Raw genomic sequence first — 14,942 nt, forward strand, 5'->3', positions numbered from 1 at the left:
ACTATCAATTAAAAACTTTCAATCCTTATTTTAACTACTTTTTGGGTACCCAAACGGCCATTTTACCCACACCGCGATGACTCCACAAGTGGTAAGGAATGGCTGTAAACTTCTTGCCATCTGCGTTTTCGCCTTTAATTAATACACTCGTGGTGATAAAATCCGGGTCATTCACAAACTTCAGTTTGGTCTGATCACTGACTGAAATCTCATTTACATCTCCGCCGTTATCCACGCCTTCAACGCAATACACCAGCGGACCGCGTTCCAAAGCTACTTTCCCCCGATCGGCCTCCACTTGTTCATTCGCCAGCACTTTTCGAATGGGCATTGGTAACTCCATTTCTACGACATCCCCTTTTTTCCAGTTTCGAGTCAGCGTTGCAAATCCTTTAGTGACTTCATACTTAATCTTTTTCCCATTTACTTTAATTACCACAGGTTGAACCTCCGCATTTTGATACCGATATAAATCTCCCGGCACAGGTTTTCCCTGCGACCAGCCCGGCAGGCGAAGCTGCAAAGCAAAGTCCATTGATCTTTCGGGATTTACGGTCAGTTTCATGAAGCCATTCCAGGGATAATTCGTCTCCTGAATTAACTCTACGGGTGTATTTTTGACGGATACTTTAGCCGTTCCACCCATTAATAAATTCAGATACAGATTGTTATCTTTTGTAGCATACACGTAACCCGGCAACGAAGGCATGACCCGGGTAACATTAGTAGGGCAGCAGGAGGTGGCGAACCATTCGACCCGCGTGGCTTCCCCGTTAAATTTGGTAACGCCGTCCGCTTCCAGCGGATTTGGGTAAAAGAAATGGGTCCCGTCCAGCGAAACGCCGGAGAGAAAACCATTATACATGATTCGCTCAAATATATCCAGATAAGCCCCTTCGCCAGACTCCAGGAACATTCGGTAATTCCACAACATCTGAGCCACCGAAGCACAGGTTTCAGCGTAAGCTTCTTTATTAGGTAAGTGATAATTTTCGCCAAACCCTTCATTCGAGCGGTCCGAACCTACCCCGCCCGTCAGGTACATCCGCTGGTCAGCGGCATTATGCCATAGTTTCTGTAAGGCTTTGCTGTAGGTTTTAGAACCCATCATGGCATCTACATCCGTCATTCCGGCATAGAGATAACCCGCCCGAACGGAATGGCCTACGACTTCCGTCTGTTGAGTAACGGGTAGATGATCCTGAAAATACATGCTATCGGCGTGCGTGGCACTGCCGTCTGGTTTTTGAACGATCAGAATGCGACGCAGGTCTTTCCGACCCCGCATGTCGATGAAAAACTTCGCTAAATCAAGGTATTCTTTCTTCTTTGTAGCCCGATATAACTTCACCAGACCTATTTCGATTTCTTCATGGCCGGGAACTTCGAGCAGTTTATCTGGCCCAAAAACAGTCAGTAAGTAGTCGGCATTTTTGGTAGCTACATTCAGCAAATTCTTTTTACCAGTTGCCTGGTAGTGAGCTACTGCGGCTTCGTACATATGGCCTACGTTGTACAACTCATGCGAGCCATTTATGAAATTGAAACGGGTATAACCTGCCCGCCAGTCTTTCTCCATAATCCGATCACCGAGAATGGTACGGATGGTATAGAGGTAACCATCCGGTTCCTGGGCGGCGGCAATTTTGGTAATAACCGTATCCAGGTAAGCTTCCAACTTCGGGTCAGGATGGCTAGCCAGGGAATAAGAAGCTCCTTCTATTACCTTAAAGACATCAGAGTCATCAAACCGCTGCCCTCTGAATTCGCCTTTTTTGAGTTTTCCGGCAATGGCAAAATTATCGATCCGACCCGTTTCTTCGCATTTTTCAAAGGCGAAAGGAATCGTACGGGTACGGTTGGTTTCGATGCGAGGCTGCCAGAAGGCCGAGGAGATTTTTACATCAGTAAAAGGAACAGGCTGAATGGGGTAATCTTGGGCCTGAGAAACGCCCGTTACCGCCATTCCCAGAAAAGTCAGGAAGGTACTTTTTTTCATAAAATCGAATGTTGGGAATCTCAACGTCGGATTTACTAAAAAAATAATACCCTGATGATGTTGAAACTCGAAAACTGGTAAGTCATTTTTAGCTTTCTGAAAGCAGCGAGGCCCGGTTTTAAACCGAGCCTCGCTGCTTTCAGAAAGTTATGGCTAGCTATAGTTTTATACCATCTCCACCACTTTTCCCTGATTCAGTCGAATGGTATGGGTTACGCAGGTAGGAATTTCTTCCGTATAATGCGATACATATACTAAAGTTCGTTCTGAAGTTTCGGAAAGGGCGTCTACGGTATCCCGGAAACGAGTCATTTGGTCTGTATCCAGTCCCTGACAGGGCTCGTCGAGAATCAGTAAGGGTGGATTTTTGACTAAAGCTCTCGCCAGTAATACCAGTCGCTGTTGCCCCGTTGAAAGCTGCGACAGCTTCTTTTCTTTCAAATCCTGCAATTCAAAGGCTGCGATGTACGCTTCCAGGTATTCAACAAGGTCGGGTTTCAGTACTTTAAATAAACCCATCGTGTCAAATAGCCCCGAAGCAATCACTTTCCAGACGTTCTGGTCTCTTGGGAAATACAGATGGAGCTCCGGTGAAACAAAACCAATTTTCTTCTTAATGTCCCAGATACTTTCACCCGTGCCGCGTTTGCGGTCAAACAGGTCAAAGTCGTTTGCGTATGCCTGGGGGTTATCGCCTGTAATCAAGCTTAATAAAGTTGATTTTCCAGAACCGTTGGGTCCTAGTAAGGCCCACTTCTCTCCTCTTTTCACCGCCCAGTTCACATGATCAAGTACTTGTGTTTCTCCGTAACGAATCGAAATATTACGCATGTGAATGGCGTAGGAGAAATCCACATGCTCGGTCAATGGTTTGGGTAACTCGATGACCTTACGTTCCGTCAAGTCTTGAGTCGGAACGTAATTTGCACGCGTTACCGAAGTACCCTGTGGTAAGACTAACACATTCGTGATCGCCGACGGAATATCCGCAGGCGGAGCCACCATAAGAAGTGTCGTTCCTGATCCAGCGATATGATTCAGAATTTCATGCAAAGAAGCCCGGCTGGTTACATCCAGTCCAACAAAAGGATTATCCAGAATCAGAACTTTGGGCTTTTTGAGGAAACTCCGGGTTAATAAAGTCCGACGGGTTTCGCCATTGGAAAGTGAGGTAACGTGTCGTTCCAGCAAATGGCTTACCCGTAATTGCGTAGCCACCTGTTGCAGGTAATCTTCGTCATAAGCCAGCGGTGGTAATTCAACCGAATGAGCGTCTACGGTTCCGGCGGGTTTTACCTGTTCCTGCAAAACCTCCCAAACCGTCGGGCTTTCTTCGGAAGCATAACTATTGAAGCGTTGCTGATAAAAGGTAGCGGTTGCGGCAATATTTCGATTAAAGCTGAAATCGCTGGCTACGAGTTCAATGTCTTTTTTAGCGGGAATAGCCTGAAATGTTCCATTCAGGATGCTTCGTTTTTCGGCTAATACTGACAATAATAAAGATTTCCCCGAACCCGTTGGTCCCACCAGAGCCCAGTGTTCGCCCGCTTGAATAGTGAGGTTTAACCCCCGGATAATGGTTTCCCGTTCCCAGCCAATGCTGGCATTTTCCAGTTTAAATAATGTTGACATAAGCACTAGCAAGTCCAGTCCCACAGCACAACAACCCAGGTATCGTGCGTGGCGGTAGAGTCTGTAAAAGTATGAATGGGCTGGAATCCCACGCGACGGTGAGCCGCCTGCGAACGGGTATTCCGCACGGAAATATCAGTAATAAGGTAATCAAAGTCAGCACTATAGGTTTTACGGTGCTGCTGGTACATTCCATCAAAAATTCCCCTGCCCCGGTAACCTTCCGCCACACAAACCTGACCCATGAGGTAATAAGAAGATTCAGAAAGCGGCTTATTCTTATACGTTAACGTAGATAAGGTTTCCAGCAAGGGATCGAAAAAAGGATGCTTTACCCTCGGACTTGCCGTTAAGGCATAACCCACTACCTGATCTCCATCCTTTGCAATGATATGCGGAGCCTGCGTATTCATGTCCCGCAATAAATCCAGTTCGTAAGGAATGGTAACAAAGCCCTGATCCTGAGCAACGGCTGCGGTTATATTCGCAAGCAAATTCGCCTGCATTAAGGTATAAAGCTGTTGCAGTTCCGCTTCGGTTTGAACGGTGGTAAACTCAATTATTTCTTCCATTTCATTGTATTCACCAAATGCATCACGTCTTTTTTGAGGTATTCTACAATGGGCGTGAGCGAATCGTTCTCAGTAGCCGTTTGCAGATACATCGCTCCCCGAAGGAAATTTTTCGTGGAATCGGTGGTATAAAACTGCATATGACTGGGCACATCTCCGGCAATTTCCAGAATGACAAATTTCTGTCCCGTTTTCCCCAGGGCCATGGCATCTTTTACGGCATATGCCTTTTCCTGGTGCTTGGAAGCGAGTTTATAGGCATCGGCAATGAATCCCCGAAGCCGGTCTTTACTACCCAGGATGGGTTTATAGGTCAGCTGAATATTTGCTTTTAGGGCCGGATAATGAATGAAAATCCAGTGGGGTTCGGCATTCAGAAAGGTATCGGGTTTGATAACCGCGGCTTTGGAATATTCAAAAGTATAGGGATGATCTTCCGTAAGCTGCTGGTAACTATGCGGTGGCAGATCAATGCGTTGAAAACCTTTGGGTTTAGGAGTATAATCTTCATTGCAAGCCAGCAAAAAGCTAGTCATCAGAAGCGTAATCAAGCTATAATAAATCGTTCGAAGCATCTTTTTTAGTGGTCTGTTATTCGTTTTCAGTTTACCATTGTCTGTTTTCGGTTTTAATTATGCTACAGTTCTTAGTAGATTCCAAACTGAAAAGGGCAAGCTGACAACTGAATAAACGAAAACGGGAACCCCTTGTGATGGGATTCCCGCGAATTTATGATTATTTTCTAAGTACGAAGATTCTTTCGTGAATCTGTGTTTTTCGTAGTTAGCTTTTATTGAACAACGCTACCGACCTGCTGGACCTGCCAGCGAAAAAGCTGCCAGCAGAAAAACTACCAGCGGCATCTATTCATTACTCAAACAAGTTACCCAAGCCACCTAATACCGAACCGCTTTCCCGACCGCTACCAGTAACGCTGGTCATTGAACTGAGCGTATTTGCCAATTTCACAATCGGCATGGACTGAATCCAGACGCGACCCGTTCCTGACAAGGTAGCCAGGAAGATGCCTTCCCCACCAAAAACCATCGATTTCAGACCCCCTGAACGCTGGATAGAATAATTAATCTGTTGCTCAAAAGCAACGATACAACCCGTATCAATGCGGAGGCTTTCGTTATTCAGATAGCGTTCAATCACTACGCCACCGGCATGTACGAAAGCTAGTCCATCGCCCTGTAGTCGTTGGAGAATGAAACCTTCACCCCCAAATAATCCTGACCCGATTTTCTGATTGAATGTAACGGCAATTTTTGTACCCAAGGCAGCACAGAGAAAGCTGTCTTTCTGAGCAATCAGTGTCTGTCCAGGTAAAGAAGCCAGATTAATGGGAATAACCGTACCGGGATAAGGAGCGGCAAAAGCTACCTTACTTTTTCGGTAACCCCGGTTTGTGAAGTGCGTAATGAAGAGTGATTCACCCATCAGAACCCGACTACCCGCCTGCATGAGCTTACCAAACAGGCCACGATCCGGCTCCGAGCCATCTCCCATTTTCGTTTCAAACTGAATACCATCTTCCATGAAAAGCATGGAACCGGCTTCGGCAACTACGGTTTCGTTAGGATCCAGTTCAATTTCTACGATCTGAATATCTTCACCGATGATTTTGTAATCAATTTCGTGGCTACGCATAGCTTGGGAGGTTTGTAAGGGTTTGTTTCGCTTGATAAGGTAACATTTCAATATCGACTCATAAACGGCTCAAACCCTTCTAAACTACTCGCCCAGTTCGCGTTTGAGATCATCCGGTAAATCGAAATCGTCTTCCTCTTCTTCTGAATCTTCTTTTTTCCGACCGGGTAAAGCTTCGAGATCATCGCGGTGACGTAGTTTTTTATCGTCCACCGTACGGTTCAAAAACTCGTTGATTTTATCGATCGGCAAAGACATATTCAGTTCCCCAAAATTATTAATCGTAATATCGAGTCCGTCTAAGTCTTTATGAACTCGCGGCTTTTCGGGTTGAGCGGGCTTTTTCGCTGATTTCTTTGCCATGGCTTTTATGTTTTGAGTTTTGAGTTTAAGGTTTTGAGTTTCTGCGAATCAAAAATTTTATCATTCCGTCAGTCTGGCTTAATGATTCTTTTCATAACTCTAAACTCAAAACCCCAAACCCAAAACGCTTATAATACTTTCTTCAACCGATCTACTACCTCTGCTTTGCCCATGATTTCCATGGATAACATCAGGTCGGGGCCGGCGGGGGCTCCGGTTAGTACGACGCGGAGCGGCTGCATTACTTTTCCTAATTTAATCCCTTTTTCGTCGGTAACTTTATGTAATGCTTCCTTGGCCGTCTCAGCCGTGAAAGGCTCTACTTCGGGTAATACCTTTGCGTACTGTTCGACTACAGCTGCTACGTCGGCATTCCATTTCGTCGTCATTACCTGCTCGTCGTACTGCGTAGGTGCTTCAAAAAGGAATTTTGACTGCTCGACGATTTCCTGCGGGAAGGTCACCCGGTCTTTCAGCAAGTGAACAATCTTTTCAATTTTTTCAGGACTACTTTCTGCAAATGACTCCTTTAATGACTCGGCTACTGAAGCATCCGAGTGCTGTTTGAGATACTGCTGATTGAACCATTTCGCTTTGGCTATGTCAAAACGGGCTCCTCCTTTATGAATTTTATCCAGACTGAACGCAGCAATTAACTCATCCATCGTGAACATTTCCTGTTCCGTTCCGGGATTCCAGCCCAGAAAGGCCAGGAAATTGATTACCGCTTCGGGCAGATACCCATCTTCCCGAAATCCGCGTGCCACGACTCCACTGGTGGGGTCTTTCCATTCCAGTGGGAATACGGGAAAACCACCCAAATCGGCATCACGTTTGGATAATTTACCGTTTCCTTCGGGCTTTAATAACAAAGGAAGGTGAGCAAATTCGGGACGTTCCCAGCCAAAAGCCTGATACAATAACACGTGTAACGGGGCAGACGGCAACCATTCTTCCCCCCGAATCACATGCGTAATTTCCATTAAATGATCATCCACTACGTTAGCCAGGTGATACGTAGGCATTCCGTCGGCTTTCAATAATACCTTATCGTCAATCTGTGAGGAGTGAACGTTTACCCAATCCCGAATCAAATCCCGGAAACGAATTTCTTCTTTCGCGGGTACTTTCAGACGGATCACGTGAGGTTCACCCGCCGCGATACGAGCCTGCACCTCTTCGGCTGGCAAGGTCAGCGAATTTTTCAGTCGCGTACGGGTAATGCTGTTATATTGAAAGGTAGAACCCTGTTTTTCAAAGGTCTGACGCATTTCGTCCAGTTCTTCGGTAGTATCAAACGCGTAATACGCTTTATCTGCTGCAATCAGTGTTTCAGCGAAATCACGGTACATGTGCATCCGCTCTGACTGACGATACGGAGCGTGCGGGCCACCGACGCCTACTCCTTCGTCGATGGTAATACCTACCCATTGAAGGGCTTCAAGAATGTAATCTTCTGCTCCGGGAACAAAACGATTCTGATCCGTATCTTCAATACGAAGCAACATTTTTCCGCCCATCTGACGAGCAAAGAGGTAATTATAAAGTGCGGTGCGAACTCCGCCGATGTGTAAGGCTCCCGTCGGACTAGGAGCAAAACGTACGCGAACTTGAGTTGATGACATAAGATTAATTTTGGAGTTGAGCCTGTGATTACGCTGGTTTACACCCGCAACCCTGTTGCCCGGATATTCTCTGCTCCATTGGATGCCGCAAAGTTACTCCTTTTACTTCGTTTAGGGTTTTGAGTTGGGAGTTTTCCGTTGGCTGTTTTGCGTTTTCAATGGATGGCTGAAGTTTTTTGATGGCTCATTGCGGGTAATAAATTGATATTTTTAGCGACAAGATTTTTGTAGCATGAGGGAAGACGTTTCGTTTCTGGATTTTCATACGCATCAACTGAATTCTGGCGAAAATTCAGAAAGCATTTATAATGCCCGTTTTTCGGAGTTCGATACTTTGCCCGAAACACAGCGAATCAGCTTGGGTATTCACCCCTGGTACATTGAGGAAAACGAGTTAGAGGAACAATTACAAGGCATTGAAAGAGCCATTCAAACCAGACGAATTACAACTTTGGGGGAATGTGGACTGGATCGGTTGACTAAGGCCCCTCTTTCCCTTCAGGAGTCCATTTTTGAACGTCAGTTAATGCTGGCCCAGCAGCATCAAATTCCGGTAACGATTCATTGCGTCCGGGCTTTTCCTGAGTTGATTCAGCTAGTTAAACGACTGAAAATCACTACACCTTTAATCGTTCATGGTTTTAATAATAAACCGGAAATTGTTCAGCAGCTCCAGAAGTATGATTTCTATTTCTCTTTGGGTAAAGCCTTATTGCAAGACGACTCCAACGCCGTAAAACGCCTGAAAATGATCTCTTTAGATCGGCTATTTCTCGAAACGGATGATCAGGAGATTTCGATAAGTAGTATCTTTGCAGCCGCATCGAAGCACTTGAATATTCCTGTTTCTACATTAAAAGATCAGATTTGGCGGAATTTTCACCGAATGGCCCCCATCCCCTGACAAGCAGTATCCATATTGATTATGAGTTGGTTATCCAGAACAGAATTACTCATCGGGCCAGAAGGGCTCGATCTATTAAACCAGGCACACGTATTAGTCATTGGTTTGGGCGGCGTGGGCTCCTTTGCCGCCGAATTTATTGCTCGTTCGGGCGTGGGTGAAATGACGATCGTAGACGGCGACGTGGTGGATCCATCCAACCGAAACCGACAGTTACCCGCCCTTGCCACCACGCACGGGTTATCCAAAGCTGATTTGATGGCTGAACGTTTGCTCAGTATTAATCCTGACTTAAAGTTACACGTTCGTAAAGACTTCCTGTCACCCGAAGCCTGCCGTGAAATCCTTACGCAACCCTTTGCTTACGTGATGGATTGTATTGACTCCATTACCCCCAAACTAACCTTATTAGCCACGGCTCACGAAAAGGGTTACCGCATTATCAGCTCTATGGGGGCAGGTGGCAAACTTGATCCTACGCAGGTACAGGTAGCCGATTTATTTGACACAAAATCCTGTACACTAGCTCATTACGTGCGTAAACGTCTTCGCCGGTACGGAATTCAATCGGGAATAAAAGCCGTTTATTCTACGGAACTGGTACGCACCGATTCGCTGATGCATACGGACGGCTCCAATTTCAAACGTTCTGCGTACGGAACGATTTCTTACTTACCCGCCACCTTCGGAGCCGTGTGTGCTTCGGTTGTTATCCGGGACTTACTCCATGAGCCTATTGAAGATTACGAAGCTTCTCAATTAGAAACCCGGAAGCGTCAACGTCTCGAACGTGAAGCTTACTTCCGCAAACAGGCGAAAATTGCGGCCAGGAAAAAAGATTAAGTTAGTGGGTGGTGGTTTGTTAGTTGTGGTTCGTACAAAAAGGGCTTTCTTCTTGCGAAGAAAGCCTTTTTCTGGTTTTGTTGCTCAATGAATTAATAGCCAGGATTTTGGGGGAATGCAGAAGCACCGCCCGTAGTCCGGTCAATTTGAGTTTGAGGAATCGGACGTAGGTTATGGAAAGCCTGAATTCCAGCGGCAGCGTCGGTATTGTATTTTTTCACCCGATCTACCAATATACCCCACCGTTTCAAATCGTACCAGCGGAACATTTCTCCGAGCAGCTCTCTTTCGCGTTCCTCCATAATAAATTCCATGGTTAGGCTGGAAGCACTGACTTTCATGGCCTCCTGCTGACCCGGCCAGGCTGCCCGCACTCGCACCATGTTAATAGCATCAGCGGCTTCCTGCATTTTACCAAGCTTCAGATTGGCCTCTGCCAGAATCAGGTACGTTTCTGCTAAACGCATTACAAACCAGTCACGATTTCCCCATTCTGCGGTAACATCCTGACGAAGTGGATCCAGAAACTTGTTAAGTACAGGAAATAAATTAGGCTTATAAAGACTTGGCACCAATACCTGATAAGGTTTGGCGGCTCGTTGAGCCGTTGTCCACTCCACTCCAGGAATATAAATCGCCGTATCGCCCTGAGCCAAGGTTACCTTTGATTTCGAGTTGTCAAAAACGTTTGTGAATGTTCCGGGATTGTTAGTATACCAGGTATCCTTGAACGTCTTTTTGTACCGGGAATCTTTTGTCCGATCCGCTGGATTAAAAACAACGTTTAACAAATAAGACGTTGGCATATAACGCTTCCAGGGACGACCGTTGGCCAGATCACGTTTCATTCCGGCCTGAACGTCATATTCATTTCCGAAAAATAAGTGGGTCTGATTCCCGTTTACAGTGGCTCCTGTACCACTGGGGCCAATATCCGTCAAAGCATCATTCGTATACTGAACCGCAAAAATCACCTCACTATTAATCTGATTGGCCTGATTATATACGTTCGCGAAATCCGATAATAAGGCATACCCATAATTTTTAGTAACGTTCTGAGCATACGTAGCCGCCTTGGCATAGTCGTCAGATGCAGCCGCTTCTGAGGTCGCCTTTGTCAAGTAAACCCTAGCCAGCAAATGTTCACAAGCTCCCTTGGTAGCCCGACCGTAATCCGTCGTTGTATTAGGTAACACAGCCAGAGATGCTTCCAGGTCAGCGGTAATCGCTGCATAGACTTCCTTAACCGATGCTCGGGTAAAATCCTTTTTGGGTTCCAGGTTACCCGTTAACGTTAAGGCTACGGGTCCCCAGTTTTGAACCAGAATGAAGTAATGGTGGGCACGCAAAAATCGTAGCTCAGCAATCCTCATGTTTTTGTTAGCATCCGTTAAACCCGTCACCGTACCTGCATTGGCTTTGTCGATGAGCACGTTCATCGTATTAATTGCCACGTAGAAGTTATTCCATAAATCCCGAAGGATGTCTACGTTGGAGCCAAATTGCGTGGTATACTGATTCATGTATTTGTAACTGCCATCAGCACCCATGGTGTAAGTGTCCGTTCCAAAAACGGTCAGATTCGTTCCAATTTCACGACCGTAATAATCCCGTAGCGAGGAATAAGCCGCTTTCACCCCCGCTTCGAAACCAGCCTGAGAATTGAAATACTCCGCCCCAACTGAAGAAATAGGCGTCTCCTCCAGAAGATTTTTACACGACTGATTCGTCAGCATCAGACTGGCGATCAATAAGGTATACACTATTTTTTTCATGAATGTCTAAGTCTTTATCCTGAAATGGTTTTCCAAATACTTGCTAGAATTTCGCGTTAATACCGAAGATAATCTGGCGTGTAGAAGGCGTCTGGCTTTCAGAAATGCTGTCTACTGTTTCGTTGTCAATACCTTTGTATTTCGAACGATATTCAGAGAAAATAAAAGGCTGCTGAGCTGCCAGATAGACCCGCAGACTGGTCATGCCCACTCGTTTTGCTACATTTTCTGGTACGTTGTACCCCAGATTGATGTTCCGTACTTTCAGGAAAGTACCGCTGAAGTAACGCAGCGTGCTGGAATAGATCGGCGTTTCCTGATTCTGGTTTGGACGCGGAAAATCGTTCGTTGGGTTATTGGGAGTCCAGTAATTGATGTTCAGGTTATTATAACGTCCCGCCAGCGTATTGAAAGTCTGGTGGAACCCGCTGGTAATGGTACTTCCAACGCGAGCATACAGGAAAAAGGATAAGTCCAGTCCTTTGAAGCTAAAACGGTTGGTCATCCCGGCAGTGAATTTAGGAATTTGCGAACCAATAATCATCCGGTCATGGTCGGCATCAATTTTACCATCGCCATTGATATCCAGCAGTTTTACCTCTCCTACATTCTGTCCATATCGCTTGGCTTCGTCACTTTCGCTAGTTTGCCAGATTCCTATCTTTTTGTAATCATAAATGGCAGTAATCGGCTGACCAATGAAACGAGCGTTGCCGATGTCGTCTACTTTTCCGTTGAAGAGTTCACGAATCTGCTCTTTGTTTTTCGTAAACTGAAGATCCGTACTCCAGCGGAAACCATTAGATGCATCTATGTTAATGGTAGAAAGGGTAATTTCCAGCCCCTGATTGCGGGTTTTACCAACGTTACGTAGTACGCTTCCGTACCCACTCGTATAAGGCAATTGGTCATTGAGCAACAAATCACGGGTATCCGCCTGATAGACTTCCAGCGAACCCGCCAGTCTGCCCCGGAAGAAGCTATAATCCAACCCGATATTAGCGGTTGAAGTCGTTTCCCAGCGTAAGTTAGGATTCCCAATCGAGTTAGGACGGTAGCCATAGGCCGCCGTTGTATTCCAGGCATAAACGGTACGTGAAAGTAGCGTCTGTGTCTGATAGGGGTCAATAGCAGTATTACCAATCGAACCCCAACTAGCCCGCAATTTCAGTTGATCCAGCCAGCTTACCCCTTTCAGGAAGTCTTCATTACTGATGTTCCAACCCGCTGCTACTGAAGGAAAGAAACCATATTTATTATTGCGACCAAAACGCGAAGAACCATCGTAACGGCCCGTTAAAGTCAGTAGATATTTCTCATTATAGTCGTAATTAAAGCGAGCCATGAAGGATTGTAAAGTCCACTGAGTCAATCCCGTAGCAACGCTATTGATGGTTTGAGCCTGGCCTAAGCTGTAGAACTCCTGAGTTGCCGCAGGAATACCATTCACACTGATTCGAGCCGTCTCATAATTGTCCCGCTGAATCGAGTGCAGGGCCGTAATATTCAGGTTATGAATTTCACGAAATTTCTTGGTATACGTCAGGATATTCTCAATGGTATAGTTGAAGCCCTGCGAGTAATCCGTCATACCACGGGGATCACCACCGCGGCGGTCGTTCGTGAAGGTTCCCCAAAATCGTCCAAAACGGCGATTCGTAAAATCGGGTCCGAAGTTCAAGCGATACTTCAAACCGTCTGTGATATTCCATTCGCCATACAAGCTATTAAAAACCCGGATGGTTTTGGTTTCGGCAATATTCGCACCTGGGACCACTTCAGCCGCAGGATTGGATTGAAGTCCATCCGAGGTAGGCAGGAAAATCAGATTACCGTTATCATCATAAGGCTTACCCAGCGGATTTTCACGCAGCGTTAACCCTAAGGGGTTAAAACCATTCCCACCGCCTGGATAGAAAGTATCTCCGCCATTATTAACACTATAAACAGCGAAGGTTGACGTACCTACTTTTACACGTTTACCAATTTGGTGATCCAAGTTAACCCGAAAGCTATAACGAGTAAAGTCCTGAGTCTTAATGATTCCCTTATCCTGAAAGAAGTTACCCGAAATAGAAAACTGAGTTTTCTCACTACCCCCCTGAACCCCTATCTGATGGCTTTGAATATGTCCTGTACGATAGATGTATGACTGGTAATCCGTTGAACGACCAGTAGCGATGCCATCCAACTCAACGGCTTCGAAGATCTTACTATCCGCATTAGGATCGGCATCATCATAACGACCCACCGCTCGGCGTGATTCCCGCTTGTATTCCGCAAATTGAGCCCCGTTCATGACTTCAATACGGCCGAGAGCTTTTGAAACGCCATAATATCCGTCATAGCTTACAATCGTTTTACCCGTAGTTCCACGACGAGTCGTGACAATAACTACCCCATTGGCTCCTCTTGAACCATAGATGGCCGTGGCCGAAGCATCTTTTAAAACCTCCATGGACTGAATGTCATTGGGGTTAATATCATCAATTCCTCCTGCTAATGGAATTCCATCTACTACATACAGGGGATCATTAGAAGCATTGATAGAGCGACGTCCGCGAATCCTGACGGTAACACCAGAACCTGGCTTACTCCCAGCCTGAACTACATCCACCCCGGCAGCTCGGCCCTGCAAGGCCTGACGGGCGTTGGTAATTGGTAACTCCGCAATTTCTTTGGAACTTACGGATGAAATGGCCCCTGTTAACTGACTCTTCTTCTGGGTGCCATAACCTACGACGACGACTTCCGTTAAGGCAGACGTACTGGAAGGGATCACTAATTCTAGATAATTCTGATTTCCTACGGGGAATTCAAGGGTCTGATACCCAACTGACGACACTACCAGAACGGTATTTTCAGGAACGCTTAATGAGAACTTCCCCTCAGCATTGGTAACCGCCCCGCGTGTCGTTCCTTTTACTGCTACACTGGCTCCAGGAATGGGCTGCTGATCGTCTCCAGTGACTCGTCCGTTAATGAGACGATCCTGAGCGAAAGCACTCCAACCAAGCCCCAAAAAGAAAAGACTTAGTAATAAGTTTCTCATAGACGTAATGGTTTTGTTCAAGTTTTTCGTAGAATAAGTCAGTATCAAATACAGGACCTGAACTAAACCCCATTACCCCTATTAATTTTGAATAATTTCAAGAAATAATTTTAGTCAATTGAATGTATTATAAATTATTTATCTGAATAATTAAATAAATAGAATTTAACGGTCAGAGTCTTCCTTTTGACAGGAACGAGCATCCGTGCGTTTATCTATTACTTTGTTCGAGATAACCGTTGGAAGAATGAGTTTATACCGAGCTCTGCCATTCAGAGCGAAGGACCTTATTTGTGATTGGAGAATAGTTAGAGCAAAAGGAATTTACGTCCATTACCGAACGCGTTTCTATTCCAAATAAGGCCTTTATGTAGTTAGGATAGTAAGCGAGGTGATAGTCAAGGGCTGCCAGCGAAAAAGCTGGCAGCAATAACGCCCTTCCCTCCTGTCATCCAGAGCGAAGGACCTTACTTAGGATTGAATAACACTTTCTAGCTAGCAGTTCATCACCCGCAGTCGCTCAG

Annotated in this window: 11 protein-coding genes; 2 read left to right on the plus strand and 9 right to left on the minus strand. The window is 45.8% G+C overall.

From position 1 onward, the window contains the following. Window positions 1-34: 34 nt before the first annotated feature. The 7 genes from QE390_RS02065 to gltX form a co-directional block, all read right to left on the minus strand. Entirely contained in the window at window positions 35-1,999 is a 1,965-nt protein-coding gene (locus QE390_RS02065) for a glycoside hydrolase family 127 protein (RefSeq protein ID WP_307140905.1), read from the minus strand. Window positions 2,000-2,164: 165 nt separating this feature from the next. Then, window positions 2,165-3,631 (minus strand): ATP-binding cassette domain-containing protein, encoded by a 1,467-nt coding sequence (locus QE390_RS02070; protein WP_307140906.1) that lies wholly within the window; start codon window positions 3,629-3,631, stop codon window positions 2,165-2,167. A 5-nt stretch (window positions 3,632-3,636) separates the two neighbouring features. After that, window positions 3,637-4,203 (minus strand): GNAT family N-acetyltransferase, encoded by a 567-nt coding sequence (locus QE390_RS02075; RefSeq protein ID WP_232793558.1) that lies wholly within the window; start codon window positions 4,201-4,203, stop codon window positions 3,637-3,639. After that, on the minus strand, window positions 4,191-4,778 hold the full coding sequence (gldD, locus tag QE390_RS02080; protein WP_307140907.1) for a gliding motility lipoprotein GldD: 588 nt from the start codon (window positions 4,776-4,778) through the stop codon (window positions 4,191-4,193). The genes QE390_RS02075 and gldD overlap by 13 nt, the downstream gene beginning before the upstream one ends. A gap of 295 nt (window positions 4,779-5,073) precedes the next feature. Next, window positions 5,074-5,856, minus strand: coding sequence for a TIGR00266 family protein (locus QE390_RS02085; RefSeq protein WP_106635316.1), 783 nt, complete (start codon window positions 5,854-5,856; stop codon window positions 5,074-5,076). Window positions 5,857-5,940: 84 nt separating this feature from the next. Then, the gene (locus QE390_RS02090) at window positions 5,941-6,219 is read right to left on the minus strand and encodes a hypothetical protein (RefSeq protein ID WP_106635315.1); all 279 of its coding nucleotides are present in this window, start codon (window positions 6,217-6,219) and stop codon (window positions 5,941-5,943) included. Between the two features lie 128 nt (window positions 6,220-6,347). Then, window positions 6,348-7,844, minus strand: coding sequence for a glutamate--tRNA ligase (gene gltX / locus QE390_RS02095; RefSeq protein WP_307140908.1), 1,497 nt, complete (start codon window positions 7,842-7,844; stop codon window positions 6,348-6,350). Window positions 7,845-8,076: 232 nt separating this feature from the next. Between gltX and QE390_RS02100 the strand changes: the two genes are divergently transcribed. Both QE390_RS02100 and QE390_RS02105 read left to right on the plus strand, forming a co-directional pair. After that, window positions 8,077-8,748: a TatD family hydrolase gene (locus tag QE390_RS02100; RefSeq protein WP_307140909.1), complete on the plus strand. Its 672-nt coding sequence runs from the start codon at window positions 8,077-8,079 to the stop codon at window positions 8,746-8,748. A gap of 21 nt (window positions 8,749-8,769) precedes the next feature. Further along, window positions 8,770-9,591 (plus strand): tRNA threonylcarbamoyladenosine dehydratase, encoded by an 822-nt coding sequence (locus QE390_RS02105; RefSeq protein WP_307140910.1) that lies wholly within the window; start codon window positions 8,770-8,772, stop codon window positions 9,589-9,591. 92 nt (window positions 9,592-9,683) lie between these two features. Here the strand turns inward: QE390_RS02105 and QE390_RS02110 are convergent, their stop codons facing one another. Continuing rightward, a complete protein-coding gene (locus QE390_RS02110) occupies window positions 9,684-11,366 on the minus strand; it encodes a RagB/SusD family nutrient uptake outer membrane protein (RefSeq protein WP_307140911.1) in 1,683 nt (560 codons plus the stop codon). A gap of 43 nt (window positions 11,367-11,409) precedes the next feature. Further along, window positions 11,410-14,418 carry a TonB-dependent receptor gene (locus tag QE390_RS02115; RefSeq protein ID WP_307140912.1) on the minus strand — a complete coding sequence of 1,003 codons (3,009 nt, stop codon included), beginning with the start codon at window positions 14,416-14,418 and terminating at the stop codon, window positions 11,410-11,412. Between the last annotated feature and the right edge of the window lie 524 nt (window positions 14,419-14,942).

The organism is Siphonobacter sp. SORGH_AS_1065, from assembly GCF_030818595.1.
Taxonomy (GTDB): domain Bacteria; phylum Bacteroidota; class Bacteroidia; order Cytophagales; family Spirosomataceae; genus Siphonobacter.

Excerpts from the sequence above, each read along its gene's own strand:
- QE390_RS02110 (WP_307140911.1), bottom strand. The coding sequence starts at position 11,366 with ATGAAAAAAATAGTGTATACCTTATTGATCGCCAGTCTGATGCTGACG.
- gltX (WP_307140908.1), bottom strand. The coding sequence starts at position 7,844 with ATGTCATCAACTCAAGTTCGCGTACGTTTTGCTCCTAGTCCGACGGGA.
- QE390_RS02085 (WP_106635316.1), bottom strand. The coding sequence starts at position 5,856 with ATGCGTAGCCACGAAATTGATTACAAAATCATCGGTGAAGATATTCAG.
- QE390_RS02115 (WP_307140912.1), bottom strand. The coding sequence starts at position 14,418 with ATGAGAAACTTATTACTAAGTCTTTTCTTTTTGGGGCTTGGTTGGAGT.
- QE390_RS02090 (WP_106635315.1), bottom strand. The coding sequence starts at position 6,219 with ATGGCAAAGAAATCAGCGAAAAAGCCCGCTCAACCCGAAAAGCCGCGA.
- QE390_RS02105 (WP_307140910.1), top strand. The coding sequence starts at position 8,770 with ATGAGTTGGTTATCCAGAACAGAATTACTCATCGGGCCAGAAGGGCTC.
- QE390_RS02100 (WP_307140909.1), top strand. The coding sequence starts at position 8,077 with ATGAGGGAAGACGTTTCGTTTCTGGATTTTCATACGCATCAACTGAAT.
- gldD (WP_307140907.1), bottom strand. The coding sequence starts at position 4,778 with ATGCTTCGAACGATTTATTATAGCTTGATTACGCTTCTGATGACTAGC.
- QE390_RS02070 (WP_307140906.1), bottom strand. The coding sequence starts at position 3,631 with ATGTCAACATTATTTAAACTGGAAAATGCCAGCATTGGCTGGGAACGG.
- QE390_RS02075 (WP_232793558.1), bottom strand. The coding sequence starts at position 4,203 with ATGGAAGAAATAATTGAGTTTACCACCGTTCAAACCGAAGCGGAACTG.
- QE390_RS02065 (WP_307140905.1), bottom strand. The coding sequence starts at position 1,999 with ATGAAAAAAAGTACCTTCCTGACTTTTCTGGGAATGGCGGTAACGGGC.